28 protein-coding genes and 1 riboswitch are annotated in these 26,630 nt (G+C 33.3%); of the genes, 12 read left to right on the top strand and 16 right to left on the bottom strand.

Annotated elements, in window-relative coordinates:
- Positions 1 to 238: 238 nt before the first annotated feature.
- From DM444_RS15075 to ahcY, 3 genes are all read right to left on the bottom strand, one after another.
- Positions 239 to 2,557, bottom strand: coding sequence for a patatin-like phospholipase family protein (locus DM444_RS15075; protein ID WP_111288095.1), 2,319 nt, complete (start codon positions 2,555 to 2,557; stop codon positions 239 to 241).
- Between the two features lie 184 nt (positions 2,558 to 2,741).
- Entirely contained in the window at positions 2,742 to 3,380 is a 639-nt protein-coding gene (locus DM444_RS15070; RefSeq protein WP_111288093.1) for a hypothetical protein, read from the bottom strand.
- A 159-nt stretch (positions 3,381 to 3,539) separates the two neighbouring features.
- On the bottom strand, positions 3,540 to 4,856 hold the full coding sequence (gene ahcY, locus DM444_RS15065; RefSeq protein ID WP_111288091.1) for an adenosylhomocysteinase: 1,317 nt from the start codon (positions 4,854 to 4,856) through the stop codon (positions 3,540 to 3,542).
- Between the two features lie 322 nt (positions 4,857 to 5,178).
- Here ahcY and DM444_RS15060 point away from each other — a divergent pair, with 322 nt between their 5' ends.
- Positions 5,179 to 5,829, top strand: coding sequence for a 4'-phosphopantetheinyl transferase family protein (locus tag DM444_RS15060; protein ID WP_111288089.1), 651 nt, complete (start codon positions 5,179 to 5,181; stop codon positions 5,827 to 5,829).
- A gap of 27 nt (positions 5,830 to 5,856) precedes the next feature.
- Here DM444_RS15060 and DM444_RS15055 read toward each other — a convergent pair whose 3' ends face one another.
- The 3 genes from DM444_RS15055 to DM444_RS15045 form a co-directional block, all read right to left on the bottom strand.
- Positions 5,857 to 6,255 carry a group III truncated hemoglobin gene (locus tag DM444_RS15055; RefSeq protein ID WP_111288087.1) on the bottom strand — a complete coding sequence of 133 codons (399 nt, stop codon included), beginning with the start codon at positions 6,253 to 6,255 and terminating at the stop codon, positions 5,857 to 5,859.
- A complete protein-coding gene (locus DM444_RS15050; protein ID WP_111288085.1) occupies positions 6,252 to 6,539 on the bottom strand; it encodes a hypothetical protein in 288 nt (95 codons plus the stop codon). The genes DM444_RS15055 and DM444_RS15050 overlap by 4 nt, the downstream gene beginning before the upstream one ends.
- Positions 6,540 to 6,620: 81 nt before the next feature.
- Positions 6,621 to 7,217, bottom strand: a complete 597-nt coding sequence (locus tag DM444_RS15045; protein WP_111288083.1) for a Crp/Fnr family transcriptional regulator — start codon at positions 7,215 to 7,217, stop codon at positions 6,621 to 6,623.
- Positions 7,218 to 7,311: 94 nt separating this feature from the next.
- On the opposite strand from DM444_RS15045, the gene DM444_RS15040 reads away from it, so the two are divergent.
- From DM444_RS15040 to DM444_RS15020, 5 genes are all read left to right on the top strand, one after another.
- Positions 7,312 to 8,040, top strand: a complete 729-nt coding sequence (locus tag DM444_RS15040) for a phosphoglycerol geranylgeranyltransferase (protein WP_111288081.1) — start codon at positions 7,312 to 7,314, stop codon at positions 8,038 to 8,040.
- Between the two features lie 25 nt (positions 8,041 to 8,065).
- The gene (gene pnuC, locus DM444_RS15035; RefSeq protein WP_111288079.1) at positions 8,066 to 8,689 is read left to right on the top strand and encodes a nicotinamide riboside transporter PnuC; all 624 of its coding nucleotides are present in this window, start codon (positions 8,066 to 8,068) and stop codon (positions 8,687 to 8,689) included.
- Positions 8,650 to 10,764 carry a DUF4301 family protein gene (locus tag DM444_RS15030; protein ID WP_111288077.1) on the top strand — a complete coding sequence of 705 codons (2,115 nt, stop codon included), beginning with the start codon at positions 8,650 to 8,652 and terminating at the stop codon, positions 10,762 to 10,764. The genes pnuC and DM444_RS15030 overlap by 40 nt, the downstream gene beginning before the upstream one ends.
- A gap of 4 nt (positions 10,765 to 10,768) precedes the next feature.
- A complete protein-coding gene (gene arfB / locus DM444_RS15025; RefSeq protein WP_111288075.1) occupies positions 10,769 to 11,170 on the top strand; it encodes an alternative ribosome rescue aminoacyl-tRNA hydrolase ArfB in 402 nt (133 codons plus the stop codon).
- A 261-nt stretch (positions 11,171 to 11,431) separates the two neighbouring features.
- Positions 11,432 to 13,588: a TonB-dependent receptor gene (locus DM444_RS15020; protein WP_111288073.1), complete on the top strand. Its 2,157-nt coding sequence runs from the start codon at positions 11,432 to 11,434 to the stop codon at positions 13,586 to 13,588.
- A 52-nt stretch (positions 13,589 to 13,640) separates the two neighbouring features.
- On the opposite strand, the gene DM444_RS15015 is transcribed toward DM444_RS15020, so the two are convergent.
- Complete coding sequence (locus tag DM444_RS15015) at positions 13,641 to 14,057, bottom strand: Rieske (2Fe-2S) protein (RefSeq protein WP_111288071.1); 417 nt, start codon at positions 14,055 to 14,057, stop codon at positions 13,641 to 13,643.
- 156 nt (positions 14,058 to 14,213) lie between these two features.
- On the opposite strand from DM444_RS15015, the gene greA reads away from it, so the two are divergent.
- Both greA and DM444_RS15005 read left to right on the top strand, forming a co-directional pair.
- Entirely contained in the window at positions 14,214 to 14,690 is a 477-nt protein-coding gene (gene greA, locus DM444_RS15010) for a transcription elongation factor GreA (RefSeq protein WP_111288069.1), read from the top strand.
- Positions 14,691 to 14,753: 63 nt separating this feature from the next.
- Positions 14,754 to 15,143: an HIT family protein gene (locus DM444_RS15005; RefSeq protein ID WP_111288067.1), complete on the top strand. Its 390-nt coding sequence runs from the start codon at positions 14,754 to 14,756 to the stop codon at positions 15,141 to 15,143.
- Positions 15,144 to 15,199: 56 nt separating this feature from the next.
- Here DM444_RS15005 and DM444_RS15000 read toward each other — a convergent pair whose 3' ends face one another.
- Positions 15,200 to 16,351 carry a sensor histidine kinase gene (locus DM444_RS15000; RefSeq protein ID WP_111288065.1) on the bottom strand — a complete coding sequence of 384 codons (1,152 nt, stop codon included), beginning with the start codon at positions 16,349 to 16,351 and terminating at the stop codon, positions 15,200 to 15,202.
- Between the two features lie 159 nt (positions 16,352 to 16,510).
- Here DM444_RS15000 and DM444_RS14995 point away from each other — a divergent pair, with 159 nt between their 5' ends.
- From DM444_RS14995 to DM444_RS14980, 4 genes are all read left to right on the top strand, one after another.
- The gene (locus DM444_RS14995; RefSeq protein ID WP_111288063.1) at positions 16,511 to 17,386 is read left to right on the top strand and encodes a flavin reductase family protein; all 876 of its coding nucleotides are present in this window, start codon (positions 16,511 to 16,513) and stop codon (positions 17,384 to 17,386) included.
- 33 nt (positions 17,387 to 17,419) lie between these two features.
- The gene (locus DM444_RS14990; RefSeq protein WP_111288061.1) at positions 17,420 to 17,791 is read left to right on the top strand and encodes a DUF3127 domain-containing protein; all 372 of its coding nucleotides are present in this window, start codon (positions 17,420 to 17,422) and stop codon (positions 17,789 to 17,791) included.
- 141 nt (positions 17,792 to 17,932) lie between these two features.
- Entirely contained in the window at positions 17,933 to 18,571 is a 639-nt protein-coding gene (gene aat, locus DM444_RS14985) for a leucyl/phenylalanyl-tRNA--protein transferase (protein ID WP_111288059.1), read from the top strand.
- A gap of 2 nt (positions 18,572 to 18,573) precedes the next feature.
- On the top strand, positions 18,574 to 19,368 hold the full coding sequence (locus DM444_RS14980; RefSeq protein ID WP_111288057.1) for an MOSC domain-containing protein: 795 nt from the start codon (positions 18,574 to 18,576) through the stop codon (positions 19,366 to 19,368).
- On the opposite strand, the gene DM444_RS14975 is transcribed toward DM444_RS14980, so the two are convergent.
- The 8 genes from DM444_RS14975 to thiS form a co-directional block, all read right to left on the bottom strand.
- Positions 19,365 to 20,075 (bottom strand): HesA/MoeB/ThiF family protein, encoded by a 711-nt coding sequence (locus DM444_RS14975; protein WP_111288055.1) that lies wholly within the window; start codon positions 20,073 to 20,075, stop codon positions 19,365 to 19,367. The two genes, DM444_RS14980 and DM444_RS14975, sit on opposite strands and share 4 nt — an antisense overlap.
- A gap of 93 nt (positions 20,076 to 20,168) precedes the next feature.
- The gene (gene thiH, locus DM444_RS14970; RefSeq protein WP_111288053.1) at positions 20,169 to 21,296 is read right to left on the bottom strand and encodes a 2-iminoacetate synthase ThiH; all 1,128 of its coding nucleotides are present in this window, start codon (positions 21,294 to 21,296) and stop codon (positions 20,169 to 20,171) included.
- A 149-nt stretch (positions 21,297 to 21,445) separates the two neighbouring features.
- Positions 21,446 to 22,222: a thiazole synthase gene (locus tag DM444_RS14965; RefSeq protein WP_111288051.1), complete on the bottom strand. Its 777-nt coding sequence runs from the start codon at positions 22,220 to 22,222 to the stop codon at positions 21,446 to 21,448.
- Positions 22,203 to 22,841, bottom strand: a complete 639-nt coding sequence (locus DM444_RS14960; protein WP_111288049.1) for a thiamine phosphate synthase — start codon at positions 22,839 to 22,841, stop codon at positions 22,203 to 22,205. Before DM444_RS14960 ends, DM444_RS14965 begins: the two co-directional genes overlap by 20 nt.
- The gene (locus DM444_RS14955) at positions 22,834 to 23,574 is read right to left on the bottom strand and encodes a hydroxymethylpyrimidine/phosphomethylpyrimidine kinase (RefSeq protein WP_111288047.1); all 741 of its coding nucleotides are present in this window, start codon (positions 23,572 to 23,574) and stop codon (positions 22,834 to 22,836) included. The genes DM444_RS14960 and DM444_RS14955 overlap by 8 nt, the downstream gene beginning before the upstream one ends.
- A complete protein-coding gene (locus DM444_RS14950; protein WP_111288045.1) occupies positions 23,532 to 24,122 on the bottom strand; it encodes a thiamine phosphate synthase in 591 nt (196 codons plus the stop codon). The genes DM444_RS14955 and DM444_RS14950 overlap by 43 nt, the downstream gene beginning before the upstream one ends.
- 126 nt (positions 24,123 to 24,248) lie before the next feature.
- The gene (thiC, locus tag DM444_RS14945; protein ID WP_111288043.1) at positions 24,249 to 26,072 is read right to left on the bottom strand and encodes a phosphomethylpyrimidine synthase ThiC; all 1,824 of its coding nucleotides are present in this window, start codon (positions 26,070 to 26,072) and stop codon (positions 24,249 to 24,251) included.
- A 119-nt stretch (positions 26,073 to 26,191) separates the two neighbouring features.
- Positions 26,192 to 26,398, bottom strand: a complete 207-nt coding sequence (gene thiS / locus DM444_RS14940) for a sulfur carrier protein ThiS (RefSeq protein WP_111288041.1) — start codon at positions 26,396 to 26,398, stop codon at positions 26,192 to 26,194.
- Positions 26,399 to 26,463: 65 nt separating this feature from the next.
- Positions 26,464 to 26,561: riboswitch (TPP riboswitch) on the bottom strand.
- Positions 26,562 to 26,630: the final 69 nt, after the last annotated feature.

Genomic DNA, 26,630 nt, shown 5'->3' with positions numbered 1-26,630 from the left:
GTTCTTGATCTACGTGAGCGTGAGGGATAGAAGCAGGCTACCGAAGTAGCGCGGATAGCCCGACAGCATCCCGATAAGAGGGCGAATAAGCAGAAAGTATTTTTGCCCTCTTATTGGGATGGTGGCACGCCCAGATCATTTTTTTTGTTTCAAGTTTCAGGTTTTAGTTTGTTTAAAAACTATGAGCCAAATTGAAACTTTAAATCTGAAACTAGAATATTAAGTTCTTTCTTTTTTTTTAAGGATTAAGGGATAATCCAACGCTAAAAAAGAATCGTACTTTGTCGATGTTGTTTATCCATGAAGTATCAAAATGAATTGGACCTAAAATGGATTCATAAGAAACTGCTGCACCTCCAGATATTACAAGGCTAGGTTCAATGTTGTCATCCCAATTGCCTTTTGGATTGAATGCATGGTCTATATAATTGTTAAAAGTATCAAAGCCTACAGTTGCAATATTAAAATGAGGTGTGAGATAAATTTTTCCAATAAGATTTATTTGAGAACCAAGTTTTAGTCCCATATATTGCGTAACATTGAGTTCGTCTTCATGCAAGCCAGGTAACTGAAAACGGTTACTTCCGGAGCTTGGAATTATTCCACCTAAGAAATATTTTGAAGCATAACCAAATTCTGAAAATGGAATTTGATTTTCTTTGAGTTTATCCTGAAAAATAAAATAAGAATCAAACCCGAAGATTCCGGTAATCTTCTTTTTTAAGAGTGCTCTTTTTTCAAAAGTAAAGCCAAATTTAGTGTAATTATTTGTTGAACCAGAAATGGCTGTTAAATTTGGGTCGGAGAAAGAAGCGTTAACATCAGCAAGGAATGATCGTGCTAGATTTGATTTTATAATTGTTCCGCTTGTTGCAAAATACACTTTATCCATATCATTATAGGAATAATGCATGTTGAATTCGATGTTATTAAAATTGTAATCGGTTATTGAAATGGAATTCGGATTGTATTCTCGATCATATTTTGGTTTTAAATTGGTGTAATGATAGTTTAAGCCAAAACCAAAATAGCTTTTCAGAGAGTTTAGATTTCTGTTTATTTGATTGTTGAATTCAAAAGCATTATAAAGTATGTTATCTGAAGCTTTGCCATTGATGTAGATTTCTTGTCTTAGAAAAGCAGCATAGGCTTCGGTCATCCACCACCATTCTCTGTGTCCTCCAAAATTTTTCTGATAATTGATTCTGGCTTTAGGCTGTTCTGCAATATCAGCGGTTATTAAAAGGCGGGAAGCATCTGCTAAGACGTTTCTTCCGGTGTAATTAAAAATGATTCCAACACCTCTGTAAGTATCATAATGAATAGAAGTGTTCAATTGATTTTTAGCACGTTCAAATCCAAACAAGGTAATTCCGATTTTGTCTTCGTCTTTTATGAAATAACTGTATGTTATCTCTTCAAAAAGATTAGTGCCCATAGCTCTGTTAAGTCCTGCAATTAAATCTTTTGTGGTATATTTTACATGTGTTTTAAGATTTGCTCTTCCAATTACCAAAGGAAGATTTTCGGGACTTATTTTTTTATAAACGATAGTGTCAAGAACAAATTCTTTGGGCATATCGGGCAATTTGTGTGTTCGCTGCGGAAATGCTTTTAGCTTTTCGGATAGCGCAATTAAAGCGGGAAGATTTTGATTTGTTGCTATTTTTCCGTCTTTGTAGATTTCGTTACTATCGGCAAAATCAGCTGTTGAGAAACGGAGATTGGGCAGGTGATCAACTAATATGGTGCACAAATCACGATTTGCAGGGTTTTTAATGTTGCTAGGAAACATGCTGGTTTGCATTAATACGGTCATAATATTATTCAGCTTATCAACGGGCTCCATTCCGCCACCCACGTCACTACCAATAATAATGTCAGCGCCCATTTGTTTGGCAACATCAGTAGGAAAATTATTTAATACTCCGCCATCTACCAATACTGATTTTTCATAAGGCATTGGTTTGAAAATGGCAGGCAACGACATACTAGCTCTCATGGCATAAGCCAAACTACCTTTGCTTAAAATAACTTCTTTCCCTTCAGCGAGATCAGTGGCCATTGCTCTAAAAGGTATCGAAAGACTGTCAAAATCTTTAACGTTATACACAGGAAAGGTTAATTCAGAAAGGTATTCTCTTAGATTTTGATCATTTAAAAGAGAGCCAATGTTATTGAGTTTGCCATCTTTAATACCAATTCCGACTAGATATCTTTGAAATTCTCTTTTTTCTTCGGCACTTACAGCTCGCAACGATTGGCCTCCGCCAAGGAGTTTGTCCCAATTAATATTTTTGGTCATTATTTCGATACTATCTCCAGAATAGCCCATGGCATATAAACCTCCAATGATGCTTCCCATACTGTTTCCAACAATAAGATCGGGGACGATGTGTAAAGAATCGAGTTTTTGCAAAAGCGGAATGTGTGCAATTCCTTTTGCTCCCCCGCCGCTTAAAACTAATACGACTTTAGGTTTTTTTTCCTGAGAAAAGATAAGCTGTGGAAGACACAATAAAAAAAAGAAGACGAGTAAATAAGATGTTTTTTTCAAGTGCGTACTATTTAAGTATTTGAGAAATAGGTTCTTATTCTGGTTATTAAAAGTAAGCAGATATTTATAAACGTACAATTTTTTGATAGAAATGTTTTACCTGAAATATAAAAACAGAAAACCCGACAGGTTTTAAAAACCTGTCGGGTTTGAATGTATAATTGTAGAAATTTATTTCCCATCACTAAATTTTGAAATCATAGGGATAATTTATTTCTTTTAAATCATCTTCTAACGATTGCCAGTCTTCAACTTGTTCAACAATTGACAACACCATTTCTTTTGTTAAAATCTTTCCAGCATAAATTTCTTTTACAGTTTCAAATGGAATGCCTGTTTCCATATATGAATCTTCAAAATATTCACTTGCCCAATCAATATATGTTTGAGGATTTCCATCGAAAATTGCTAGCATCTCTCCTGAGCTATCATTATAATCAAGTACATTACCAGTTTCCCAATTATTGTTTTCATTTATCCATAAACAAAATGATGTTCCATTTGATGTAACTGGCTCACCAAATATAAACTCATGGTATATTTGAGGTACGTTTTTGGTTACATTGACTTTTTCATTGTTTTGAAGTTCATGTGCAAAACCACTTATGATGCATTTGTCTTCAATGAAAAGAATGTTCATTAGATCACCAGATCCATCTCTCATTTCACAAAATTCCTCTCCTTCTCCCCATTTTGAATTGTATGAATAATATCTAAATTCCCATTCTGGACAAATAATTGCATCTAAAACGGATATGGCTTTGCAAAGATTTTGAAATTCTTGTTTTTTTGGTAATAGATTAAAGTTTTTTGTAGAAATCATAATTATAAAAATTTAAGAACGTCAAATGTATAAATAAAATTCTTACAAAATACTAAAAACAAAACCCGACAGGTTTTTAAAACCTATCGGGTTTGATATATGATTTTAAAGAAATCTAATCCCGAGGCTTCGGGACAGAAATCTACAATCTAAAATTAATTAGTATCTGTAGTATTCTGGTTTAAATGGACCTTGAACTTCAACGCCGATGTAAGCAGCTTGATCTTCTCTAAGAACTTCAAGTTCAACACCTAATTTAGCTAAGTGTAAAGCGGCAACTTTTTCATCTAAATGTTTTGGTAACATGTAAACTTCGTTTTTGTAAGCCGCGCTGTTGTTCCATAATTCGATTTGAGCTAAAGTCTGGTTTGTAAATGAGTTACTCATTACAAAACTTGGGTGACCTGTAGCACAACCAAGGTTTACTAAACGACCTTCAGCCAAGATGATGATATCTTTACCGTTGATGTTGTATTTGTCAACCTGAGGTTTGATTTCGATTTTAGAAGCACCGTGGTTTTTGTTTAACCAAGCCATATCAATTTCGTTATCGAAGTGACCAATGTTACAAACAACAGTTTTGTCTTTCATTTGCTCGAAGTGCTCTCCAAGAACGATATCTTTGTTTCCTGTAGTTGTAATGATGATATCAGCATTAGCAATTACAGTGTTTAATTTTTTAACTTCATAACCGTCCATTGCAGCTTGTAAAGCACAAATTGGGTCAATTTCAGTAACAGTTACAATAGATCCTGCACCTCTGAAAGAAGCAGCAGTTCCTTTTCCAACGTCACCGTATCCACAAACGATAACTCTTTTTCCAGCTAACATTAAGTCAGTTGCACGACGTACAGCATCTACAGCAGATTCTTTACATCCGTATTTGTTATCAAATTTAGATTTAGTAACAGAGTCATTAATGTTGATTGCAGGCATTGGTAAAGTTCCAGCTTTTACTCTTTCGTAAAGTCTGTGAACACCAGTTGTTGTTTCTTCAGAAAGACCTTTAATTCCAGGAACTAATTCTGGGTAACGATCAATAACCATGTTAGTTAAATCTCCACCATCATCAAGAATCATGTTCAATGGTTTTCTGTCTTCACCAAAGAATAAAGTTTGCTCAATACACCAGTCAAATGACTCTTCGTCAAGACCTTTCCAAGCGTAAACTGAAATTCCAGCAGCAGCAATAGCAGCAGCAGCCTGATCTTGAGTTGAGAAAATGTTACAAGAAGACCAAGTAACTTCTGCACCAAGAGAAATTAAAGTTTCGATCAAAACAGCAGTTTGAATCGTCATGTGTAAACATCCAGCGATACGAGCACCTTTTAATGGTTGTTCGTCTTTGTATTCAGCGCGAAGTGCCATTAAACCTGGCATTTCAGCTTCAGCTAGTTCAATTTCTTTTCTTCCCCAAGCCGCTAGAGAAATGTCTTTTACTTTATAAGCCACATAAGGCGTAGTTGTAGTACTCATTTATATTATATTTGTATAATTGTAAATTTTTTGCAAATTTAAGGAATAGCTTTTGAATTTTACTATTTTCTGTAAGATTTGTGAAATCTTTAATTTCTTAATCCTTAGAATGTTAGTTTGAAAATCGTTTTTAAACCATATAAGTGATATAAGTTCATTTAAAATGGTTCCATAACTATGCACTTTTATAAGGAATTGCTTAAATTTACTTAACTCATTTTTTAACCAAAAGTTATTTGTCCTTAAATTATTTATTTTGATTGAAAAAAATTAAAAAGAATAATTTTATAATTAATCATTTACAATTTATAATTAAAAAGAAATGCCTCTATTTCAGACCATACAATTTGATGAAACGACTAAAATCTTAATTTGGGAAATTACAGAATCCCTAGAAGAATTATTGAGCAAAGTTGTGTTGAAAGAAAAAACACAGAAGAGATTGGACGGAATGAAATCACAAATGCATCAGCGTGCTTTTTTGAGTGTTCGTATGCTGATTCAGGAAATGGGTTTTACTGATAAAGATTTGCATTATGATGAATTCGGGAAACCGTATTTTGATTGCCATAATCATATTTCAATTACGCATTCGTATCACTTTGCGGCAATAATTATAAGCCACGAAAAAGTTGGAATTGACATGGAATTGCAACGCGAAAAAATTCAGAGAATTGCTGATAAATTCACAGATTATGAGTGCGATTATTTAGATCCATCAGCTACTGAAAAATATATAAAAAAACTTACCGTTATCTGGGGAGCCAAAGAAGCAATCTTTAAAATTAGAAATGAAAAAGGTATAAGTTTTAAAGATCATATCAATGTGAGCAACTTTTCTTTAGATAAAACCCAAACGCAGGCAAGTCTTCATTTTGATGATTTGATAAAGGATTTTAATGTACATTATCAGGAAATTGAATCGGATAATTTTGAGGGTAGGTTTACTTTGGTTTATGCTTTTGAAAAATAGTTTTTAGTCTCAGTGACAGCTTTCAGTTTAAACTTCACTTTCTTTTTGGCGATGCTGAAACATACTCATAAACAAAAAAGTACTCATTTTTCGAGCACGTCTTTTTAGTGTTTCGGCGTTTTCTCCTTCAAAATGCTCATCAATAGTTTGAAACCAATGATTGAGCCAGATTCCAAATTCGTTTGCGGTGATTTTTTCATTAAAATGTGCGTCAACTTCATTGTGTACAGCATGCGGATTGCCTTTATATTTACGAACGCCAAATAGATTTGTCTCCCAAAAATCAGTTAGTTTTTCGAGGTGCAAATCCCAGTCGGTTATCATTTCATTAAAATAAAAGCCGATTTCTCGATCGGCTCTTATTTTAGCATAAAACTGATGAACCATAAAGGAAACATCAGTTCTATTTTCTATTTGTTTTTTCATAGAATCAAACTATTTAAAAGTATAAAAAACAAACTTAAAGTTCCGCTTAACATAATAAGATTGAAAACTACTTTGTGTTTCATTTGTGCTAATATAGAAGTGTTTGCGAAAACACAAGCCAAAACTATAATTGCTAGTTGAATCATTTGAGGAATAGAAGTTCCGTTAGCTAAAACATACATAGCCGCAGCGCCTCCTAAACAGCTTTGTCCAATTACTGCCATTGCAGCAGAACCCATATAATTTCTATTGAAAATGTCGAATGTTGTTTGGTATAGTGTCATGATATTCAGATTTTTATATGACAAAGATACGCCTGCAATACAACTGCATTTTATGATTAAAATCATAAAACGAGAACTTTTTTATCTGTATACTTTTCGATTAATAATCTTCAATTCACCTTTTTTTTCCAGCGCTTTTATCGCTCTAATGACTGTTTCTACTCGTAAACCAGTCAAATCTCCAATTTGTTGTCTTGTGAAATTAATAAGATAACCGTTTTTGTCTTTTTGAAAATTAAAATAAGCAATTCCGTGATCGATTAGTTTTAAAACGCGATGTTCAGGTTCGTGTGTCGAAATTTCGGCAGCCATAACTGATTTATAATACAATCTTTGCGCTAGATTTTCGATTATTTGAATACTCACTTTTGGATTTTCTTCCAATAATTTCATGAAGTTTTCTTTTGGAAGAATGAAGATTTCAGCATTTTCAACAGCAATGGCATTCGCAGGATATTTTTGATTTAAAAATAGGGGAGGTTCGCCAAAAGATTGTCCGTTATAAAAAATGCCTTGAATAAATTCGCGTCCATCATCATTATAATTACTCATTTTGACTTCACCAGAAATAATCTGATAATAGTTTAAAGGAAGATTGCCTTCTTCAAAAACAATATCGTTTCGATCAAAAGATTTTTTGGTTACGCCGTATTTCTGTAGTAATTCAATTGTAATCATAATGTATTATTTGCGTTATCAAAAGACATTAGACAAATATAATTCATTCAAAATAGTTCTTCTCCATTAAAAAACTTTTACTTTTACACCCACGATGCAAGAACAAATACTCACTATTCGACAACAAATTTTAGAGGCTAAAAGTAACGGTCAGAAACTACTGGCAGTACTTTTGGATCCAGATAAAATTGTATTGGAAAATTTAGGTCATTTAATCGAAAAAATTACTCAGTCGCCTGCTACTCATATTTTTGTTGGAGGAAGTATTGTTCAAAACAATATTTTAGAAGAATTAATATTGGAGTTAAAACAAAAAACAAGTTTGCCCGTTATTTTGTTTCCAGGAGATCCTTCGCAAATTTCTTCAAAAGCTGACGGTATTTTGTTTCTTTCTTTATTATCAGGAAGAAATCCAGATTATTTGATCGAGTATCAAGTCCAAGCAGCTCCGATTCTTAAGAAAACCAATCTTGAAGTAATTTCTACAGGATATATTTTAATAGAAAGCGGTAACGAAACTGCTGTTGCTCGTGTTAGCAAAACAAAACCATTAAGCCGTGAAAATCTTGATTTGGTTTTAGCAACTGCTCTTGCAGGAGAGATGTTAGGAAATCAATTGATTTATTTAGAAGCGGGAAGCGGAGCAAAACAACCCGTTCCGACAGAGATGATTGAGTTAATTGCGCAAAATATTGAAATTCCTATTATTGTTGGTGGAGGAATTGTAGATTTGCAGGGAATTCAAAAAGCCTATAATGCTGGTGCAGATTTGGTTGTTATTGGAACAGCTTTTGAAAACAACAGCCATTTTTTTGAATCATAAATGCCATTAACCAAAAACAATTTCCATGATAGATTTTTTTCTAGAAAGTTATAAAAACGCCCCATTATGGCATATTGCTTTGGAGTTTTTAGTTTTTGTTTGTGGAATTTTGAGTGTATGGTTTGCTAAAAAAGAAAATATTTGGGTTTATCCAACAGGATTAATTGCTACGGCAATATCGGTTTATTTGCTTTATGTGGCCGGTTATATGGGAGACATGATTATCAATGCCTATTTTTCAATTATGAGTATTTATGGTTGGTATGTTTGGGCAAAAGGAGGAACGACTGAAGACAATCTGCCAATAACTCGTACAACTTTTAATGAAAAAATAATCGGAATCTTACTGTTTATTGTGACGGTTTTTGTAGTTTTCGGCATTTATAAATATTTTGGTTACGAAATTCATCACGACAATTATGTTGACATGGTCTCGTCTGGAATATTTTTTGCAGGAATGTGGTACATGGCCAGAAAAAAAATAGAAAACTGGACACTTTGGATTATTGGTGATATTATTGTTGTGCCTCTCTACGCTTATCGTGGTTTAGGGATGTTGTCACTTCAATATATAATTTTTACAATTTTGGCTATTTCAGCTTATTTAGAATGGAGAAAGATCTTAGACAGCAAAAAACAACCATCATAAAAATTGCTTTGTTTGGACCTGAAAGTACGGGGAAAACGACCTTAGCAAAACAGCTTGCAGATTACTATGAAACCGAATGGGTTCCTGAATTTGCGCGTGATTATCTGCAAGAAAAATGGGAGGAAAATAAGCATATTTGTGTAGCTGATGACATGATGCCTATTGCTTACGGTCAAACGGCATTAGAAAATGAAAGATTAAAAAAGGCAAAAAAATACCTCTTTTGCGATACTAATCTAATGGTAACCAAAGTATTCTCTGAAATATATTATGGTTTTTGCGACCCGCTTTTAAATGAAGCAGCATTGAATCACGAATATGATTTGGTTTTTTTAACAGATATTGATGTTCCTTGGGAGAAAGATGATATTCGCGATACTCCAAACGGAAGAGAAACTGTGTTTTCTGTTTTCAAACAAACTTTAATCGATACAAAAAAGCCTTTCATAACATTATCTGGAGACAAGGAAACACGTTTGGAAAAAGCAATTACGATTGTTAATAATTTGACTATTGCGAAAGAAAAAGGTTTTTCATCTTCCGATTTTATTCAAATCTATGAGAGAGGAATTCCTTTTGAAAATATTTTAAAACAGCTTGAAATTTTTGATAACGGAATAGCAAAGAGTAATCTTGTAAGCCCTGCAACAATCGGAAATGGAATTTTAAGTTTATCTGAAGCTGATTTCCTAGAAAAAGCTTCTTTTTTTGATAATCAAAAAGAAAAATTAAAGATCAAAAAGTTTGTTCCAGCTTCTGGTGCTGCGACAAGAATGTACAAATTCTTAACAGCTTTTTTGAATGATTTTGATATTAAAAGAGAAACAATAAATGCGTATATCAACAGAAAAAATGATAAAGAGCTTTCTATTTTTATCGTTGGTATGGAGAAGTTTCCTTTTTTCGAAGCAGTTGATAAAAAATTAAGAGAAATTTATCCTGATTTTGAGTCTTTAGATAGAGATTATAAAAATTATTATTTTATAAAATTATTGCTGTCGCCAGATTATTATAATTCGGCAAATAAGCCTAAGGCTGTTTTGCCCTTTCATAAATACAAAACGCATATTGCCAATCCAATTGAAGAACATTTAAATGAATGTATTCATTATGCTACTTCAGAAAAGGTTTCTAATTTGCATTTTACCGTATCAGAAATTCACCAAAACTTATTTTATAAAGGAGTTGATGAGGTTATAGAAAAAATTGAAGAACCATCTGGAGTAAAAATTAATATTGGATATTCTTATCAAAGTAAAAGCACTGATTCTATTACTATTGATGAGAACAACAAATTGGTAAAAGATAAAAATGATAATTTAATCTTTAGACCAGGCGGACATGGAGCTTTAATTGAAAATTTAAATAATCTTGATGCCGATGTAATTTTTATAAAAAATATTGATAATGTAATTCAGAATCATATTGAGAAAACTACATTGTATAAAAAAGCTTTGGCAGGTGTTTTGGTAGAAATGCAGCAAAAAGTTTTCTCTTATTTGAAAGCAATCGATCAGAATGAAATTCAAGAAAAGCATGTAGAAGAAGTTGTTTTATTTTTAAAAGAAAAGTTAAACATTGAGATGAGTAATGATTTCAATAAATTTACTTTTGAAAATAAGATATATAAGATCAAAGAGATTTTAAATAGACCAATCCGTGTTTGCGGAATGGTGAAAAATGAAGGCGAGCCTGGCGGCGGTCCGTTTTGGGTAATGAATGATAAAGGCGTAATTTCTCTTCAAATTGTTGAAACTTCTCAAGTAGATTTAACTAATAAAAAACAACAGACTATTTTAGCCGAATCAACACATTTTAATCCGGTAGATTTGGTTTGCGGTATAAAAAACTACAAAAACGAAAAATTTAATTTGCTTCAATTTGTAGATCAAAATACAGGTTTTATTGTAGAGAAAAGTGTTGATGGAAAAGCGGTTAAAAATTATGAATTACCAGGTTTATGGAATGGTTCAATGGCAAATTGGTTAACGGTTTTTGTTGCTGTGCCTTTGATTACTTTTAATCCTGTAAAAACAGTAAACGATTTGCTAAAAGCAGCACATCAGCCACAATAATAAAATGGATTCAGAAAAAATCATATCAGAATTAAACTTTAAAGCCGTCCGCAGCAGTGGTTCGGGAGGACAAAACGTAAATAAAGTTTCGTCAAAAGTAGTTCTGAATTTTGATTTGAATGCTTCTCAAGCTTTATCTGATGAAGAAAAATTGCTTTTACAAGAAAATATATCGGCAAGATTAACTTCTGAAAATATATTAATTTTAAACTGTGACGAAGATAGGAGCCAGCTTAAGAACAAGGAAATTGTTACTAAACGATTTTTAGAAATCATCAAAAAAGGATTGTATGTTCCGAAAGTCAGAAAAGCAACAAAAGTTCCAAAATCTGTAATTAAGAAAAGAATTAAAGATAAAAAGAACATTTCGGACTTGAAGCAATCACGCAGAAAACCTGATTTTTAGTGTTAAGACTGTAGAATTAAGTATTAAGAAATCCAAAAATGAAAAATCTTAATACATTTATCTTAATACTTTTTTATATTTGCATTGTCTCAAAGGGGTGCTCTAAATAACGAGCTGAGATCATACCCAAAGAACCTGAGCGAGTAATGTTGCTAAGGGAAAAAACGACACTATCGAGCGTGCACACTTTATTTTGTCGTGAAACACATTTATTAATTTAACAAAAGAATAATTCCCCCTTTTATTCGTAATTTTTTACGAATGAAAACTTTTTTTTTAGGTGCTAAGGCACAGAGGTACAAAGGTTCAGAGGTTTTTACAAACAGAACCAAATTTGTTTTTTCTACATTTTCTTTTCTCTTTTCTCTTTTCTCTTTTGCACAACAGCAAGATTCTACAAAAGTAAATTCTCTAGATGAGGTTTTGGTTTCTGCCGTTCGTGTTACTTCTAAAACTCCTGTGAGTTTTAGTAATATGGATAAGAAAGAAATTAAGTATAGAAATTTAGGCCAGGATATTCCTGTTCTGATGAACTATCTTCCTTCGGTTGTAACAACTTCAGATGCCGGTAATGGTGTTGGTTACACTGGAATTAGAGTACGTGGAAGCGATGCTACGCGTGTAAACGTAACGATAAATGGAATTCCGTATAACGATGCAGAAAGTCAGGGAACATTTTGGGTTAATATGCCCGATTTTGCTTCTTCTGTAGAAAGTCTTCAATTGCAACGAGGAGTTGGAACATCTACAAATGGTGCAGGTGCGTTTGGCGCGAGCTTAAATATGCTAACTGACAGTTATGCTAATAAAGCAACTGGCGAAATTTCAAGCTCTGCGGGATCATTCAATACTATAAAAAATACGGTAAAATTCAGCACAGGCTTGTTGAATGATCATTTCGAAATTGCGGGACGTTTATCTGCCATAAAATCACAAGGATATATTGATCGTGCAAGTTCAGATTTAAAATCATATTTCTTGCAGGGAACTTATGTTGGTAAAACAACTTTGATTAAAGCTTTAGTTTTTGGCGGAACCGAAAAAACGTATCAATCTTGGAACGGAATTGATGGTGAAACTTTAAACACAAATCGTACTTTCAATTCAGCAGGTATGTATACAGATGAAGCAGGAAACGTTCGTTTTTATGATAATGAAACCGATAATTACAAGCAAGATCATTATCAACTGCATTGGAGCGAATCTATTTCTGATAAATGGAGCACAAACTTTGCACTTCATTATACAAAAGGAAAAGGTTATTATGAAAATTACAAGGAAGATGCAGATATGGCTGAATATAATCTGGATCCAGTTGGAAGTGTAACAACAACAGATTTAGTACGTCAAAAATGGTTAGATAATGATTTTTACGGAACTACTTTCTCTGCTAAATATGTCACAGAAAAGCTAAATGTTATTTTGGGCGGAGGCTGGAATAAATATGAAGGCGATCATTTCGGAAAAGTAATCTGGGCAAGATATGCTTCTCAATCTGAACTTGGCGATCATTATTACGATGATTTTTCTACAAAAACAGATGGGAACATTTTCGCGAAAGCAAATTATCAATTAACAGAAAAGTTAAGCTTATATGGTGATTTGCAATACAGAAATGTAAAATATAAAGCTAATAGTGCAGAAACTGGTTTAGTTGATGATAATTTCAATTTCTTTAATCCGAAAGCAGGTTTGAATTACGAAATCAATCAAAAAAGCACTTTGTACTTTTCTTACGCACGAGCAAATCGTGAACCTAACAGAACTGATTATGAAGGAGGAAATGTAAAACCAGAAAAATTGAATGATTTTGAATTAGGATGGAGATTCAATTCTGAGAAATTTCAATTGAATTCTAATGTGTATTACATGGCATACAAAGACCAATTGATTTTAACTGGAAGATTGGATGATGTTGGAAATCCGATTCGTGCAAATACGGAGAAAAGCTACCGTTTAGGTTTAGAAGTTGATGCAACAATTGCACTTTCAGATAAATTCACTTTAAGACCAAACTTTACTTTAAGCAGCAACAAAAATGTTGATTTAGCTGTTGATGGAGAATATTACGGAACAACTAAAATTGCTTATTCTCCAGAAGTTATTGCCGGAAACGTTATTGTATTTAAGCCAATTGAAGGATTATATCTTTCATTATTGCAAAAATACGTTGGAGAACAATTCATGAACAATATCGAACTTCCGTCAGCAAAATTGGCAGATTATTTTGTAAACGATTTTAATGTTTCGTACGAAATAAAACCAAATTCAATTTTTAAATCGATTACCATAACTGGAATGGTTAATAATATCTTCGACAAAAAATATGTTTCAAATGGATATATGTGGGATATTTATCCTTACTATTACCCGCAAGCTGGGACAAATTTCTTAGTTGGTTTGAATTTGAAATTCTAATTAAGTTGTATTCATAAAAAAAGCCTGAAAATTTCTTTCAGGTTTTTTTTATTTAATTATAAACGTGAACCACAGTTCCAGAAGCTTCAACTCGATATTGTTTCATCGGATATTCTTTTCCTCCAAGTCCTGTAAACAAATTGTATTGAGTTTTATCGCAAGGACAAACAGCGTAAATTCCGTCGATTGTCATGGCCGTACAAGATGTAAGCGCTTGATTTGGACAAGCTGCATCAAAAGCAGTAAAAGTTCCTTCACCAGTTTTCATTACTATAATTCCTTTTGCTCCATAATTGGCAACATAAACAGGATTACTTGGATACAACAATTTGTTATATGTTGGCAAATTGGCATCAAGATATGCGTTTACGGGATAATTAGGAATATAAGGATTATTATTGCTTCTGTTGTTTTCACTGCAAGAGAACAAAACAGCGGTAAATGCTATAAAGAACCAGATTTTTTTCATTATTTTAATAGGAATTAGTTAAAACAAAAATAATTATTTAGATTTGAAATCTATATGATTAACATATAATTATGTACTATTAAAAATTATAGTATATTTGTGGTAAGAAAATCCCGTCGCGATGGGATTTTTTGTATTTATATAAACGATGAAGTTATGAGTAAAGTATCTTATTATACAGCAGAAGGACTAAAAAAGTTAAAAGATGAGTTGGAGCACCTTAAAAGTGTAATGCGTCCAAAAGCATCTCAAGATATTGCAGACGCGAGAGATAAAGGTGATTTGTCTGAAAATGCGGAATATGATGCGGCAAAAGAAGCACAAGGTTTATTAGAAATGAGAATTTCTAAACTAGAAGAAGTATACGCAAATGCAAGATTAATAGACGAATCTCAATTAGATGTTTCTAAAGTTTTGGTTTTATCGAATGTAAAAATCAAAAACCAAAGTAACGGAATGGAGATGAAATATACGCTTGTTGCTGAAAGCGAAGCAGATTTGAAAACAGGAAAAATCTCTGTAACTTCTCCTATTGGAAAAGGTTTACTAGGAAAATCTGTTGGAGAAGTAGCTGAAATTACAGTTCCAAACGGAGTTTTAAAATTCGAAATTCTTGAAATTTCAAGAGACTAAATTTTAGTTTAACCGTTTAATCGTTTAATCGGTTAAACGATTAACCAAATAAACGAATAAACAATGAGCACAATATTCACTAAAATAGTAAACGGAGAAATTCCAGCTTATAAAATTGCTGAAGACGAAAACTATTTGGCATTTTTAGATGTAAATCCAAATGCAAAAGGACACACACTTTGTATTCCGAAACAAGAAATCGATAAGATTTTTGATATGGATGAAGAACTGTATTTAGGCTTAATGAAGTTTTCTAAAAAAGTAGCGGCAGCTTTAGAAAAAACAGTTCCATGCAAAAGAATCGGAATTGCAGTTGTTGGACTTGAAGTGCCTCACGCACACGTGCATTTGATTCCGTTAAACCACATGGACGAAATGCGTTTTATCGATAAAGTTTCACTTTCAAAAGAAGAGTTTGAAGTTTTAGCAAAAGATATTCAATCGAATTTGTAAAGACTTCGACTTCGTTCAGTCTGACAAAACAGATAACTAAAGTGCAGTAAAATTCATTACTGCACTTTTTTATTTAATGAAATTTGAAAAGTAGTTCCTTTTCCAATTTCAGAATGTAAAACTTTAATTTTTCCATTGTGGTATTCTTCAACAATTCTTTTCGTTAAAGATAGTCCCAGTCCCCAACCGCGTTTTTTAGTCGTAAATCCAGGTTCGAAAATAGTTTTAAATTGTTTTTTAGAAATTCCTGTTCCTGAATCTTTCACATTTATCTTTACGTTATGACTATCTTGTTCAATCTTAAGATCTAAAGTTCCTTTTCCTTTCATGGCATCAATCGCATTTTTGACCAAATTTTCGATAGTCCAGCTATGTAAAATAGGATTGATCATGCCTAAAATAGGTTCGTTTGGAGCTTTAAAAGAAAAAGCAACTTGTTTAGAAAATCGTGATTGCAAGTATTCGTATGCGACTTTTGTTTCTTCAACAATATCATGAAGTTCTAAAACAGGAATTGAACCAATTTTAGAAAAACGATCCGTAATAGTTTGCAGACGTTCTATGTCTTTTTCGATTTCAGTACTAATAGATTGATCAATATTTTCTGTTTTAAGTATTTCAACCCATCCAATTAAAGAAGACAAAGGCGTTCCTATTTGATGCGCTGTTTCTTTTGCCATTCCTGCCCAAAGCTTATTTTGAGTTGCCATTTTAGTGCTTTTGTAAAAGTTATAAATTAAGGCAATACATAAAAAGATAATGAGAAGTAAAGCAATCGGGTAATATTTGAGCTTATTTAATAACGCTGAATTGCCATAATATAAGGTTTGATATTTTCCTGGGGCATATTCAAAAGTAATAGGTTCGTTTTCGCTTTTTAATTTGTTTAAAAAATCGATTCTTTTTTTCTTGTCATTAAGAACTTCGTCAGGAACATTTACAGCGCTCACTACTTTATCATAAAGCATTATAATTCCAGGAATTGAAGTATTGTTACTGAAAATCTGAAGAGGTAGTTCTACATCGGTATTTTCGTTTGCATTAACTAGTGTAATTTGGGCGTTTACAAAAAGATTCATTTTTAAACGTTCCTCATTTTTAAATATTTGGAAGAAAGTATAAGTGTTCCAAAGGATTAGCGAAATTATTATAAAGCAAACCGAAATAATAATCCAGCGGGTTGTATTTGTTCTTTCAGAAAAAGACATATCAATTATTTTGTGGTATAAAGATAACGAAATATACACATTTTATATTTTGCGAATGCGGAAAGATTTTTCGTTTTATCTACAAAACTATTTCTTCTAATTAAACGATTTCAATACTTTTGTAACTGCAAAAGCGAGATTTTGTTTAAATAAAAAAGTATGATCAGCATTAATCCAAAAGAGATTCCGACGGCTAAATTGCAAGGCTATTTGCAGAGTTCAATTGGTCCGAGACCTATTGCATTTGCAAGCACAATAAGCGAAAAAGGGATTCCGAATTTATCTCCGTTTAGTTTCTTTAATGTATTTAGTGCAAATCCGCCTATTTTGGTTTTTTCGCCATCAAGACGTGTTCGCGATAATACAATCAAACATACTTTAATAAATGCTGAAGCAACTAGAGAAGTAGTAATTAATGTTGTAAATTATGATTTAGTTCAGCAGACTTCACTGGCAAGCACAGAATATGGAGATGGTGTAAACGAATTTATCAAAGCAGGATTAACTCAAATTCCGTCAGATTTAGTAAAACCATATCGTGTAAAAGAATCTCCAGTTCAATTTGAATGTAAGATTACGCAGATTATTCCGTTAGGAGAAGAAGGAGGAGCAGGAAATTTGATTTTGTGTGAAGTGGTGAAAATTCATATTGACGAATCTATTTTAGATGAAAACGGAGCGATCGATCAGCATAAAATTGATTTGGTTTCAAGACTTGGAAATAACTGGTATTCAAGATCAAATCAAGGACTTTTTGAAGTGGCAAAACCCTTAACAACACTAGGAGTAGGAGTAGATGCAATACCTAATTTTGTAAAAGAAAGCGATGTTTTTGACGGAAATGATTTAGGCAAATTAGGAAATGTAGAAGCCTTGCCTACAATTGAAGAAGTTACTATATTTGTGAAAGAAAATTTCGCAGTCAAAGGAGTTTTAAGCTCAGATGATCAGAAAAAAGTACATTTAGAAGCCAAAAAATATCTGGATAATGGCGATGTAGAATCGGCATGGAAAGTGCTTTTAGCTAAGAAATAAAAGAAATAGAAACAATAATTAATATAGACGAAGATGGAAGTTACAGGAAAAGTAAAAGTGGTTAACCCAGAGCAGCAAGTTAGTGCCTCATTCAAAAAAAGAGAGTTAGTTGTTACTACTGAGGAGCAGTATCCACAACATATTTTAATCGAATTTACACAAGATAAATGCGATTTATTGAGTAGCTATAAACAAGGAGATGCAGTAAAAGTTTCTATCAATTTAAGAGGAAGAGAATGGGTTAATCCGCAAGGAGAAACTAGATATTTCAATAGTATTCAAGGTTGGAGAATCGAAAGATTAGCTGCAGAAGGTTCTACACAAGCACCACCGATGCCAACAGCGGAAACTTTTGCTCCAGCAACAAACGTAAACGAAGACGAACCAGACGATTTACCGTTCTAAAAAAGGTTTAAATTCTAAAATTTTAAATTCCAAATTCCAATTCATTCTCTTGAATTTGGAATTTGGAATTTTATTTTTGATTCTTTTTTTATTGATCTCCAAATCTTGGAATTTGGAATTTAAAAAATTGACTATTTAAAAATGTATTATTTATTCAACGATTTATTTTTTCCGCCCGTTACAGAAGCAGATGAAGAAGGAGTTTTGGCACTTGGAGGAGATTTAAGTCCAGAACGCTTACAGCTGGCTTATAAAAGCGGTATTTTTCCTTGGTTTAACGAAGGAGAGCCTATCCTTTGGTGGGCGCCAGATCCGAGAATGGTTTTGTTTTTTGATGAATTGGTGATATCCAAAAGCATGAAAAAGATTCTCAATAAGAAAATCTTTAAAGTTACTTATAACAAGAATTTCAGAGAAGTAATTTCAAATTGCCAGCAGATAAAGCGTGAAGGCCAAAACGGAACTTGGATTTCTGACGAAATGATTGAATCGTACTGCAAACTAAACGAAGAAGGGTTTGCGAAATCAGTTGAGGTTTGGCAGGATGATGTTTTGGTTGGAGGTTTGTACGGAATTGATTTAGGTGATGTTTTTTGTGGAGAAAGTATGTTTTCTAAAGTTTCAAATGCTTCAAAAACAGCATTTATAGCTTTAGCTTTATATTTGAAGAAAGAAAATTATAAATTGCTTGATTGTCAGGTTTATAATCCGCATTTAGAAAGTTTAGGCTGTCGCGAAATTGATCGCGAAGAATTTATGTCCATTTTAAAAAGTAAATAAAAATGAGTGTAGTTTACAGTGTAAAAGAGATTTATATTTATCCGATAAAAAGTTTAGCGGGCATTAGTTTAAAAAGTGCCAATGCTGAAGAAATGGGTTTTGAAAATGACCGAAGATGGATGCTGATTAATGCCGAAAATGTTCATGTTACGCAAAGAGAATATCCAATCATGAGTCAGTTTTATCCTGAAATTTCTGGAGATAAAATTAAAATTACTTTTGAAGGAGAAACACATGAATTTTCTATTAATGAACATTTAGAAAATGCAATAGAATCTCATGTTTGGGATGATAAAAGCGAAGTTTTCGAAGTAAATAAAAACTCTTCAAAATGGTTTAGCGATAAATTAGGTTTTGATTGCAGACTGGTAAAAATTATAAAAAATGGCGACCGTAAGCATGAAAGTTCACGATTAAAAGAAACTTTCAATGTTAGCCTTGCCGACGGTTATCCTTATTTGTTAATTGGAACAGAAAGTCTTGATTTTTTAAATGAAAAATTAGAAGAAAAAATCACCATTAAAAGATTCCGCCCAAACATTGTTGTAAGTACCAAAAATGCACACGAGGAAGATAATTTTAAGACTTTTACAATTGGAAAAGTTCAATTTAAAAACATTAAACCCTGCGGAAGATGTATTATGGTAAATAATGATCCGCAGAAAGGAATTGTAAAAAAAGAACCTCTAAAAACTTTGAGCAAATACAGAAATGTCAATAATTCAGTTTTATTCGGGACTAATATTGTGAGTTTGAATTCTGGAATTATTAGTGTGGGAGATGAGGTTGTTTTTTAGAAATTCAGTTTCGTGAAATTCCAGTTTAAAGTATTGAAAAGTATCAATTCATTGTTTAAAGTTGGTAATTCCAAAATCAATTTTAATGTTTCATGTGCCATCATATTTCCTATGATTCCAGGCAATGTTCCTAAAACCCCATTCAAATTACAATTCGGAACATCTTTTGGATCTGGCATTTCTGGAAATAAATCGCGAAGATTTTTACTTCCGTTATGATTGAAAACCGCAATTTGTCCTTCGAACTTTAAAATACTTCCATAAATCAAAGGTTTTTTAAGCTCAACGCAAGTATCATTCACCAAATAACGAGTAGAAAAATTATCAGAACCATCCACAACAATATCATACTGCTGAATGATTTTTGATGCATTTTCGGTCGTTAATTTTTCATTAATCGCAACAGCTTCAATCAACGGATTTAATTTAGAAATCACCTCTTTTGCTACAACAGCTTTTTGCTGACCAATTTCATTTTCAGTATATAAAATCTGTCTGTGCAGATTATGAATTTCGATAGTATCAAAATCCATAATTCCGATAAAACCAACTCCAGCAGTCGCAATATATTGCAAAATAGGACAGCCTAAACCTCCTGCGCCAATTACTAAAACTCTAGCTTTTTTTAATTTTTCCTGACCTTCATCGCCAATTTCAGGAAGAATAGTTTGTCTGTTGTAACGAAGGAATTCTTGAATAACGCTCATCTTTAAATTTTAAATTTTAGATTTTAGATTGTTGATTTTAGATTGGGATTTGAAATTTTGGATTGATGAATAGAAATGCAAAAAATCTGAAATCTAAACTCTAAAATCTGAAATAAAACTTTTGTCCCAGTCTTTCCAAACAGGTTCGTAACCTGCATTTTTTATGATTTTTGAAATTTCTTCTGCAGAACGTTCATCGCTGATTTCGAATTGTTCCAAAGATTGCGGATCGACAACATAACCACCTGGATTTGTTTTAGAACCTGCGCTCATACTCGTAACACCAATCGGAATAATATTGTTTCTGAATTTTTCATTTTCTCTTGTTGAAATCGAAATTTCTAAATCTTCATTCCACAAACGATAAGCGCAGATTAATTGCGTTAAATCTTTATCGTCCATAATAAAATTGGGTTCGATAATGCCTTCCGCAGGGCGGAGACGTGGAAAAGAAACCGAATATTTAGTCTGCCAATATTTTTTCTGCAAATAATCTAAATGTAAAGCATTGAAAAAGCTATCGGTTCGCCAATCTTCCAAACCTAATAAAACACCTAAACCAATTTTATGAATTCCAGCAGTTCCAATTCGGTCGGGAGTTTCCAATCGATAATCGAAGTTTGATTTCTTCCCTTTTGTATGATACTTTTTGTAAACTTCCTGATGATACGTTTCCTGATAAACCAAAACCGAATAAACGCCAGCTTCATGCAAACGCTGGTAATCTTCAGTAGAAAGTGGCTGAACTTCAACAGAAATAATCGAAAAATCGTTTTTAATCAAATTAATGGCATTCAGAAAATAATTGATATTTACGGTATAATTCGCTTCGCCAGTAACCAATAAAACATGATCAAAACCAGTTTTTTTGAGAGCTTCAACTTCCAGTTTTATTTCGGCATCAGTAAGCGTTTTTCTTTTGATTTTATTGTCTAAACTAAATCCGCAATACGTGCAAATGTTTTGGCATTCGTTGCTCAAATAAAGCGGCGCATACATTTGGATCGTTTTCCCAAAACGCTTTTTTGTGATTTCATGGCATTTTTGTGCCATTGGTTCTAAATAATTTTGTGCAATAGGAGAGATCAGAATCAAAAAATCATCGAGATTGTATTTGGTTTTAGCCAAAGTCCGTTCGACATCTTTTGATGTGGTTTTATATATTCTGGATTGGATTTCATCCCAATTATATTGCTCAAAAATAGATTTAAAAGTATTCATGTGAGTTTAGTTTTACTGCAAAAGTTTTTTAACGCAAAGCGCGCTAAGAATACGCAAAGATTGCTAAGCTTTGAGTTCTTGTCTTTGACAAAAAGTCCGCAAAGCTTTGCGAACTTTGCGAAAAAACTCTGCGAACTTTGCGGTTAAATTTATTCATAAAGAAACGAAGTCAAAGGACTAGATGCCGAAGCATAATTCTGCTGGTTCGCAATTTTAGCTTCAAAAGCTTTTCTTCCTGCAATTACCGCTTCCTTAAAAGCTTCAGCCATTAATTTCGGATTTCCAGCAACGGCAATAGCAGTGTTTACCAAAACAGCATCCGCACCAATTTCCATTGCTTTTGCAGCATCAGAAGGCGCTCCAATTCCTGCATCGACAATTACTGGTACGGTACTTTGTTCTATAATAATTTCTAAAAAATCGATTGTTTTTAGACCTTTATTGCTTCCAATTGGCGAACCCAAAGGCATTACAGCCGATGTTCCTGCGCTTTCTAAATGTTTGCACAAAACAGGATCAGCGTGAATGTACGGAAGCACGATGAAACCAAGTTTTGCTAATTCCTCAGTTGCTTTTAAAGTTTCAATTGGATCTGGCATTAAATATTTTGGATCGGGATGAATTTCTAGTTTTACCCAGTTTGTTTCTAAAGCTTCACGAGCTAATTGTGCTGCAAAAACAGCTTCTTTGGCATTTCTTGCTCCAGATGTATTCGGTAATAAATTGATATTTGGATGTTTTAAATGCGATAAAATTGCGTCAGTATCGGTTTCCAGATCGATACGTTTTAAGGCAACCGTAACCAATTCGCTTTCTGAAGCTAAAATCGCTTGCTCCATTTCTTCATTCGAACCAAATTTTCCCGTTCCAAGAAACAAGCGGGATTTAAAGGTTTTGTCTCCTATATTAAACAATGATGTTTGCATATAATTTTTCGTTTAGTTGTTGAATTAATTTTTCTTTCTCATCACTTTCGGTAATGATTCCAGAAACGGCAATTCCATGAATTCCAGTCTCCATTAACGGATTCACATCTCTTAATGTGATGCCTCCGATAGCATAAACAGGAATTTCGATTTTATTTTTTTTCAGTTTTTGAAGAATATCAAAATAGCCCGATAATCCTAAAATCGGACTCAGTTTTTCTTTTGTATTCGTAAATCTAAAAGGCCCTAAACCGATATAATCACAGCCATTTTTAACATGATTTTCGATGTCTTCAAAAGTGTTTGCAGTGCCTCCAATTACTTTTGAAGGTCCTAAAAATGTTCTTGCCTCGTCGATTTTGGTATCGGTTAAACCTAAATGAATACCGTCTGCGTCAATTTCTTTAGTAAGATATAAATCGTCGTTCACAATAAAATTGGCTGTATATTTTTCGCATAAAGGTTTTACCGCTTCCGCTAAAGTGAAAGCATCTTTTTGTGTTTGGTTTTTAAAACGTATTTGTACCCAATTGCATCCAGCGTCAAGTGCCTGATGAATATTATACAATTGTTTTTCGATAGTTTCGCCCTGCGAGATATATTGAAGTTTGCTATACATAATGATATCCAATTAAAGTTGATGTTGAACTCAAGTAATTTTCGATATAGATTTTAGCGTTTTTACAGGCTTCTTTTAGTGTCTGATTTAAAGCTAAATTCGAAGCAATTGCAGAAGAAAGCACACAGCCTGAGCCATGTTTTTCAAAGCAGTTTTTATCCGATGGAAGTAACTCTAATATTTCATCTTTTAGAAACAGACGATCTGTTCCTAGTGCCTTTTCGTTATGTCCACCTTTTAATAAAATGTTCGTTGAAAACCTACTTTCATTAGAAATAAAATCAGGAAATAGAATTTCAACTTCATAATAATTCGGTGTAATCAAATCGATTTTTGACAGTATTTTATTTAAATCTAAATGATCTTCAATATTCATAAATTCAAATTTTGTAGTCGATTTTAAAACAGGATCCCAAACAATTTTGGTTAAAGGGGAAAGCAGTTTTATGGTCGAAACAATTTGCTTTAAATCATGTAAAGAAGATACAATTCCAATTTTCACAACGCTGATTTTATAATTTAAAAATAGAGTTTCGATCGAGCGAATTACAAAACTCAAATCAGTCCACTGAATTTCATAAAACTGATTTTCAGTCTGAATGGTATTTGCTGTCGAAATAGCAAAACCATTCACTTTGTGCTGTTCAAATGTCTTGATGTCAGCCAAAATTCCAGCTCCTCCAGACGGATCTAAACCTGCGATTGTGAGTGCATAAGGGCGATCTTTTGACATAATTTAAATTGTTTTAATGGATTTTCATTTTTCCAAATTGTTCCTAAAAGTGCGACATCGTCAAAACCTTTTTCTAAGACTTGTTGAATGTTTTCTGAATCAATTCCACCCAAAGCAACCATTTTGGTCTGTTGGTTTTTTCGTGATTTTATTTCTTCAAAAAGATCTTTTTCAGGATAATAATTTTCTTTAGAAATACTTTTGAAAACTGGACTTAAAAACGCATAATCAAAATTTTGAAGAGAATTAAAATCTTCAATTGAATGTGTTGATGTTGACTTACAACTTTTATAAGATTGATTATAATTGATTCTTTCCTTTTCAGAGAAATGAAATCGGTTGATACCAAAATCTTTCGCTAAATGATGATGATTATGCAAAACCAAATTATCGTGAAATTCCAATTTGATCTGATGAATAAACTGAGCCATTTCCAATTCAGAAAAATCAGGTTTCCGAATATGAAGCAAAAACAATCCTTCCTCTAATAAAGAATGAAGAATGTTTATTTCATTTTCAACAAAAAGAGGATTTGTAATCACAATCATTTTTTTGGAGTATTAAGATTTGAGTATTAAGAATTAAGACGAGAGTATCAAGATGAAAGCATTGAAAGTTTATCGATTTAAAATCTTAATACTTAATTCTTCCATCTTAATACTTTAATACTTTCGTTATATGTAAATCTCTTTCCCTTGCTCAATAAACTCCTCTGATTTCTCCTGCATTCCTTTTTCCGCTGCAGCAACATCTCTAATTTCTTGAGATATTTTCATAGAACAGAATTTTGGTCCACACATTGAGCAGAAATGCGCTACTTTCGCGCCATCAGCAGGAAGTGTTTCATCATGAAATTCTCTTGCTGTATCTGGATCTAAAGCTAAATTAAACTGATCTTCCCATCGGAATTCAAATCTTGCTTTACTCAATGCGTTATCGCGATATTGCGCTCCTGGGTGGCCTTTTGCCAAGTCGGCAGCATGAGCAGAAATCTTATAGGTGATTACGCCGTCTTTAACGTCTTTTTTATTCGGTAAACCTAAGTGCTCTTTTGGCGTAACATAACATAACATAGCGCAGCCGTACCAGCCAATCATAGCGGCACCAATTGCCGAAGTGATATGATCGTAACCTGGTGCAATATCTGTCGTTAAAGGCCCTAAAGTATAAAATGGAGCTTCATGACAATGTTCCAATTGTTTATCCATATTTTCTTTAATCATATGCATTGGAACGTGTCCTGGGCCTTCAATAAAAACCTGAACGTCATGTTTCCAAGCGATTTTGGTCAATTCGCCTAAAGTTTCTAATTCGGCAAATTGTGCAGCGTCATTCGCATCTGCAATCGAACCCGGACGCAAACCATCGCCAAGAGAAAAAGCTACGTCGTATTGTTTCATGATTTCGCAGATTTCTTCAAAATGCGTGTATAAAAAGTTTTCTTTATGATGAAATAAACACCATTTTGCCATGATAGAACCACCTCGGGAAACAATTCCAGTAACGCGATTGGCGGTTAAATGAATGTAGCGAAGTAAAACCCCAGCGTGAATGGTAAAATACGAAACGCCTTGTTCTGCCTGTTCAATCAGTGTATCACGGAAAATTTCCCAAGTTAAATCTTCGGCAATTCCTTTTACTTTTTCAAGAGCTTGATAAATTGGAACAGTCCCAATTGGAACAGGAGAATTTCGAATAATCCATTCTCTAGTTTCGTGAATATTTTTTCCTGTTGATAAATCCATAATCGTGTCAGCTCCCCAACGGCAAGCCCAAACGGCTTTTTCGACTTCTTCTTCAATGCTTGAAGTCACAGCGCTGTTTCCAATGTTAGCATTTATTTTTACCAAGAAATTACGACCAACAATCATTGGTTCGCTTTCTGGGTGATTGATATTGTTTGGGATAATAGCTCTTCCGCAAGCTACTTCAGAGCGGACAAATTCGGGAGTGATTTTATTTTTTGGAGTGTTCGCACCAAAGCTATTTCCTCCGTGTTGGCATTGCATTGCTTTAGTCTGTTCGTTTAAAAGTTCGATTCGTTGGTTTTCACGAATCGCGATATATTCCATTTCTGGAGTGATAATGCCTTGTTTAGCGTAATACAGTTGTGTTACGTTTGCACCTTTCTTAGCACGTTTTGGCTGATGTAAATATTCAAATCTAAGATGATTTAGACTTTCATCTTTTAATCGGCTTAAGCCATAATCGGAGGTTATTTCGTCTAAAATTTCAACATCATTTCGATTTAGAATCCAACTTTCGCGTAAGCGTGGCAATCCTTTTCTAATATCAATTTCAATATTTGGATCTGTGTAAGCGCCCGAAGTATCATAAACCGTTACTGGCGGGTTTTTCTCAATGCCACCATTTGAAAGTTTGGTGTCACTCAAAGCAATTTCACGCATGGCTACTTTTATCGGATGGATTTCTCCGTCGATATATACTTTTTTAGAATTTGGAAAAGGGGTTCTGGATATTTGTTCTTCGTTTGTCATAGCTTATATATTGTAAAATGTGAGATGTAAAGTGTGAACTGTGAACTGTAGTAAGGCACTGCAGTGCGTCTACAGAAAGATTGAAAAATTGGAATTTGGAATTTCTTTTTTGGAATTTATTAACCTCCTTGCGTAGCAGAAATAATTAAAATATCGTCGGTTTCTTGTACGAAGAATTCGTTCCATTTGAGTTTTGGAACAACAGTATTGTTGACAGCAACGGCGATTCCGTTTTGTTTGTGCGGAATTTCGAGATCGAGCAATGATTGAACGCTTAGCGTTTCGGCATTGAAAAATTTGGTTTGTTGATTGATTTTTAGTTCCATTCCTTTTGAGTTTAGTGTATAGATACACCTTAGGAATGGCTACAAGAACGCATAAAAATGCGCGCAGAAGTCATCTTACTTTTCCCTACGCTAGTATGAACTAGATCAGGTTCAGAGGGTAAAATCTCAGCCTACAAGTTTGTAGACACCCCTAAAGTGTGAAGCAAATATATGTAATTTTTGTTTAAAAGTTTCAGGTTTCTAGTTTCAGGTTCAAAAAAACTGAAAACTG

The organism is Flavobacterium ginsenosidimutans, from assembly GCF_003254625.1.
GTDB lineage: Bacteria > Bacteroidota > Bacteroidia > Flavobacteriales > Flavobacteriaceae > Flavobacterium > Flavobacterium ginsenosidimutans.
This window is presented reverse-complemented; position numbering and strand designations above follow the sequence as displayed.